The organism is Sporomusa sp. (assembly GCF_057736855.1).
This window is the reverse complement of sequence record NZ_JBYKYF010000201.1, coordinates 1-5746: the sequence shown is the minus strand read 5'-3', so window position 1 is coordinate 5746 and position 5746 is coordinate 1. Positions and strand designations below refer to the sequence as shown.

The 5746-nt window shown below is 46.0% G+C and carries 5 protein-coding genes; 1 reads left to right on the top strand and 4 read right to left on the bottom strand.

All coding sequences use genetic code 11. The features are described from left to right. A partial coding sequence (locus tag AC29Z1_RS12485) for a nucleotide-binding protein (RefSeq protein ID WP_488271792.1) occupies positions 1-578 on the bottom strand: 578 nt, incomplete at its 3' end. 541 nt (positions 579-1119) lie between these two features. On the opposite strand from AC29Z1_RS12485, the gene AC29Z1_RS12480 reads away from it, so the two are divergent. Then, positions 1120-1902, top strand: coding sequence for an alpha/beta hydrolase (locus AC29Z1_RS12480; protein ID WP_488271791.1), 783 nt, complete (start codon positions 1120-1122; stop codon positions 1900-1902). 142 nt (positions 1903-2044) lie between these two features. On the opposite strand, the gene AC29Z1_RS12475 is transcribed toward AC29Z1_RS12480, so the two are convergent. From AC29Z1_RS12475 to AC29Z1_RS12465, 3 genes are all read right to left on the bottom strand, one after another. After that, on the bottom strand, positions 2045-2713 hold the full coding sequence (locus AC29Z1_RS12475; RefSeq protein ID WP_488271790.1) for an ABC transporter ATP-binding protein: 669 nt from the start codon (positions 2711-2713) through the stop codon (positions 2045-2047). A gap of 18 nt (positions 2714-2731) precedes the next feature. Then, complete coding sequence (locus tag AC29Z1_RS12470; RefSeq protein WP_488271789.1) at positions 2732-3931, bottom strand: ABC transporter permease; 1200 nt, start codon at positions 3929-3931, stop codon at positions 2732-2734. A gap of 118 nt (positions 3932-4049) precedes the next feature. Then, a complete protein-coding gene (locus AC29Z1_RS12465) occupies positions 4050-5588 on the bottom strand; it encodes a nitrogenase component 1 (RefSeq protein ID WP_488271788.1) in 1539 nt (512 codons plus the stop codon). Positions 5589-5746: the final 158 nt, after the last annotated feature.

Sequence of the window (5746 nt, the reverse complement as noted above, 5' to 3'; positions counted from 1 at the left end):
GCATAGGGAGCATTGATGGAATTGGCAATTAACCCACCTAGCAGCGCTCCGCCAGAGTTAGAGTATTTTTGAATACCTTTAAATAAGTTATTGGCCGCATAAATTGCCATAAAATCGGCCGAAGATACGGTAAATACATGCTCGGCAATACCTTCGCGAATGGGTACGGCAAAGCCACCGCATACCACATCGCCTAAAACATCATAAATAACAACATCCAGCTCCAGTTCTTCGTACACTTTTAATTGCTTAAGCAGCTGAACTGCGGTGATAATGCCCCGCCCGGCGCAGCCAACACCTGGAGCAGGCCCGCCTGCCTCCACGCAATAAACACCATTAAAGCCTTGATAAATGACATCTTCCGCCTGAACTTTGTTTTTCTCCCGCAATGTGTCTAGCACTGTGGGAATGTACGTACCACCGCGTAACGTATTGGTCGAGTCAGCCTTCGGATCGCAGCCAAACTGCATTACCTTATAACCTAATTTCGATAACGCCGCACTGATGTTGGACGTTGTTGTTGATTTACCAATTCCACCTTTGCCATAGATTGCAATTTGCTTAATTTTTTTGCTCATGTATTACCCCTCCCCAAATTGTTTAGAAACAAAAAAGGTCAGAATGACAGTCCTGTTGGACTGTTATTCTGACCTTTGGTTGATTCACCAATCAGTCTCATTGTACTTTTAAATTAACTTGTAATTTATTATACTACTACTTCCAAAAAACACAAGGTTTTTTTGTGGAAAATTTTATAAATTTATTCCCAATTCCTTGACAATTATCCTTACTAATGATAGCCTATATTTATATATTATTTACTCTCAGCTAGCTGATCAGAGAGACTGAAGGCTAAAGTATTGTCTGTCCCGGACGTACTTTAGCCTTTTTGGCATACCCTGATATTATCAAGTCCACAGGGCCAGCAAGGCAACGGCTTTATGCGCCTAAACTTCGGCTGCCGCACCCAGTGTTAGCAGAAGGTCTTAGCCGCATCGCCAAAGCCGTCAAACAGTTAGGTTAAACAAAATAATACGTAAAGCTGATTAGAAAAACTAAAGGCTCAAAAATGACTGAGGTCACTTTTGAGCCATTTTTATTTCAGGAGGGGATAGTACTATGAAACAACACAAATGGATTCTCAGTCAAGGCCGCAAATTATCTGCAATGATTCACGCTAACAGTTTCACTATAACCCAGACACCGATTGTTATCTGCTGTCATGGTTTCACCAGCGAAAAGATTGGAACAAATCAGTTAATGCTGCATGTGGCCAATGCCATTGAAGCAGCCGGATTCATTGCCATTCGGTTCGACTTTACTGGTTCCGGCGAAAGCGATGGTGAATTTGCCAGCGATACTACCATCAAAAACTGGCAGGTAGATTTACGCAATGTGATTGATTGGGTCAAAAATCTGCCAGAATTTGAAGGTTTACCTATCTATTTGCTGGGACATAGCCTGGGTGGTCTTATTGTCTTAAGCCATGAAGATCATACCATTGCCGGGCGGGTAGCATTAGCACCGGTAACTCAACCCATTGAAAACTTCCAGAACATTATATTAGGCCCAGACCTGTGGCAACGTTCATTACAAGGCGAAACAGTGTCGAACTTTTTAGGTAAGGGCTTCAGCCTTAGTCCCAACTTTCTAAACGACTTACTGGAAAATCGTTATAATCCTTTGGCGCAAGCCCAGCAGCACTATACACCGCTATTACTTATTCATGGAACCCAGGATGTCGTTGTACCACCGTCAGGCTCAGAAATTTTATATGATAACTACCGGGGTAAAAAAGAACTAATCCGTATGCAAGCAGACCACGTGTTTACAGGCAAACACGCCGAACTTACCTCCCTGATAACCAAGTGGCTGAAAGCAAACTCATTGCTGCATGGTTGAACCAGCGACAATGTAGGAGAATTTGGGTGAAATCATTTAATAGTAGAGGAGAGCCTTAAGACCTGATAAGATAGGCTCTCCTTTGCTTTTCAGCCAATACTTTTTTCGAATTATTAGTTTTGCGTTGTACGCTCTGTAACCATCACTGACAGGTAACAGGCTGCAATGACCCGCCTGATAGCCGGAAAATTCGATCTGTTTGCGCCGCCAAACCCAAGTCAGGGGTGACAATGACTACACCGCTGCCCGCCTGCCGCGCCGCAAGCAGGCAGGCAGCAACTTCTCCGGCTAACGCCGGATCCAGATCATTTGTCGGCTCATCAGCCAATAAAATTGGCGGTTTAAGTAGTAATGCCCTAGCCAGCGAAATCCGTCTCAATTGACCAAGACTCAATTCCTGCGGCTTATGATGCAGACGGTGAGACAAGCCGAATTGCTCCAGCAAAGCCCGTGCCTGCTGCTCTAGGTTTTCCCCGCGGCGAATAAACCAAGCAGGTGCTATAACATTTTCTAACGCAGTCAGCGAATGAATTAATCGTGATCTTTGAAAAACAAAACCGACATATTGCCCGCGCAGTCTAGCCAGCATCGCAGGAGATAAACCGGCAATATCCCGACCATCTATCCGTATTTGGCCGGCAGTCGCTTTTTGCAGCAGGCCCATTATCGATAATAACGTAGTCTTACCACTGCCAGAATGTCCGATAATGGCTATCGAAGTTCCCCTTGCCAGCATAAAGGAAATCCCTGATAAAACGACATCCTCGCCATAACGTTTTTCAATATCCCTCATTTCAAGCAAATTGACCATATTTCCCCTTCTTTCTTTTTAATCAAAATCTCCCCTGGTCATGATAACACTAGGATCAATACGGCTTCCCCGATAGGCCGGCAGCCAGGCTGCCAGAGCACCCAGTCCGGTGAACAATGCGGTAATACCCATAGCCAGAGCACCAATAAAAGTCCAGGATGGCGATACAAAGGGAAAGGATTGATAGGCTTCAAGCAACTTCAGGCTGCCTTGGTACAAACCGCCCCCCAATAGAAGACCGATAGCCGCTCCTGTTATGGATAGCATAGCTGCCTCACCAACAATCACCGTGCCAATATCCCGCCCTGAGGCGCCAAAAGCCAGATACAGCCCCCACTCTGCCTGACGTTCCCAGGTCAGCGTATAAAACCGGGAAAAAAGCTGCAGCAAAGAGGTTAGTACTGCCAATATACCGACAATGCCTATTAACAAAAGAAATACCGTAAACTGATCGGCAATACGTTTTTTTACCTCTGCCGCCACTATTGGTTTCATGAGCCCAACACTTTGAATAGCGGTTACCACTTCATTCATATCTGCCCCCTCATCCACCTGCACCAAAATAGTCGAAATCAGTTCAGCCGGGGGGCCTTGTTTTTCCCATATACGCTGCAATGATTTATCTTTGGCAACCACCCGCCTGGCTTCATTCATACTAACTAATAGGGAGTAGTCAAGCGTTGTCCCGGTTTCTTCCGCCACGGCGACAATATTGTACCATTGACCTAAAATTGATATTTTATCCTGTGTCCAAGTAGGTACTTTGGCTCCTAAAATGACCTCATCATCCTTAAGTTCGTCTTTATGAGCCTTCTTCAACCAAGGGGCAATAATCCAATCGCTAGTCGCGTCATACCCAATCATCCGGTTTTGGCTACCAATATCATGACAATCTGCTGTTAACGAATGGGTATAAAACTGCGGTGTAGCTGTACGAACACCCGGGATAGCGCGTACGCAATCCACATATCCTGCCGGCATATAGGAATTGGCCGTCGCCCCGCCAAATAAGAGCAGGCTGGGCTCTAATGTCACCCCATACGGCACAATAACAATATCGGCACCCATTCGCTGCTTAGAAACTTCCATGCCTGAAGCCACCCCCTGATACATGGCAATAGTGCTAAACACGATGGCTGCGCCAACAGCAATCGAAACAATCATGACAACACTCTGCAGCCGTCGATATAGCAAGCTTTTCCAGATAAGATATGTCATACTCCCTTCTCCCTTCTTTTCATATGCCACCGGTAAAGGAACACTAACAAAAAGGCTTGGTGCTACCCCCGACAGGGGTAACACCAAGCCTCCAGTATTTCTGGTCAACTTCGCATAACTACTGTGCCGCTTTGATATTGTCAAACGGATTGCTTGCATACCATTCAGGTCGGAATGGCAGGGCTACATTGGCCGCTATTTTTTTTGAGAAAGCGGTATTTTGCAGCCTTCGCGCCGCTTTTCTCGCCAGTTCAAAGGCTCCAGAATAGCCCATATAATTAAAGGATTGGCCAAAAAGCGGCATGGTGGGAATACCGAGTTTGGTTACCCAGGCGTTGGCTCCCGTATGACCGACATACAGGTCAGGTCTGAGGCGATTAAGTACCACCAGTTCCTCGGCCGGCTGCCCTGGTGCCACATCAACAACAGTCTCTTGGTCGGCAATATCATCAATCATTGGTACGGCAAAGCGATCAAAATTATGGGGTTTTAACCCCAGAACCTTCATACCTAAAGATTGGTAAAACTCAGCCGTTGTAAAGATACGGGTTTCTCCTCCACCGACAAACACAGTCTTGCCTTTAAGTACTGTTTTAAACGGTTCGAGAGCTGCATCCAATTCGGCGGTTTCCCTGGAGATCAGCTCCTCTGCTTCCGCTTCGAGTTTGAAAAATTTCGCTATGGCGCGCAACCATTGATTAGTATTTTTAATGCCTATCGGTAGGGTATCAATTATATATTCTGTACCGTAACGCTCTTTCAGGTGACCAATCAGGTAATCGTCATGGGTTGCGCAGATACTGACATTGAGCACCGCTTCACCCATCCGGGAAATTTCTTCAATACTTGCATATAGCGGCAATACCCGCACATCAAGACCAAGTGCCGTAAGTAGCCTTGACAATTCAACCTCATCACCATAGCTGGTGGAGCCGACATTTAGCAAATTTACCGTCTTGCTGGTGTTATAGCTTACATTTGCACCGCTAGTTTCCCCGGCATAATCGTCGATACGCGGGCTGTCATAGCTTTTGATGGGGTCAACCAATTTTTTCAATACCCCATGATAAGCTGAATCATAGCCGGTGGCCACAAACTTGCTTTTAAAACCTTCGCAATGAACAGGTACTATCCGGGCCGAAAGCTGCCCGTCTAGTTCGTCGATTAACGCATCAATATCATCGCCGATAATGCCAGGTACGCAACTATTACCAACCACGATCGCATCAGGACGGTATTCTGCCGCAGCATAAACTATCGCCTCACGCAATTTGTCAATACCGCCGGCAATAACATCATTTTCATCCAGATTGGTGTGTAGCCAGATATTGTCGGTAATCGGTTTATGCTTCAGCACCCTAAAGGTTTTACTATAGCCGGCCACCCCTAGATTGTTGGAAGCACAACCCAATGGCCCGTGAATGATGACCACAGTATTCTGAAAGGTTCTGACAATGCCTAACGCTAAGGTTAACTGGCAGCCGCCGCCTTGCGCAAACTTCCGGCAGTTATATTTGGTGCACCCCTGTCTCATTCCCTGTTTCAGACTTGAACACGAACCACCAAAAGCATAGGTGGCTTCAATCCGTTCTTCCCTGGTAGGTGCGGCCTCGGCGGATAAATAATCATAAGTAAGGTTTTCGGTCAATTTAGACATAATGCTACCTCCCTTATCCGATGACTAACCTCAGATGGGGATTAAGCCCATCTGAATGTCAGTCTCTTTATCGATTGCTGACAAGTACCGAAAAAGCATCCTCGGCAAGTGACAAACCACCCTTATACCCGGTGTAGCCCTTATCTAAAACAGCTCGA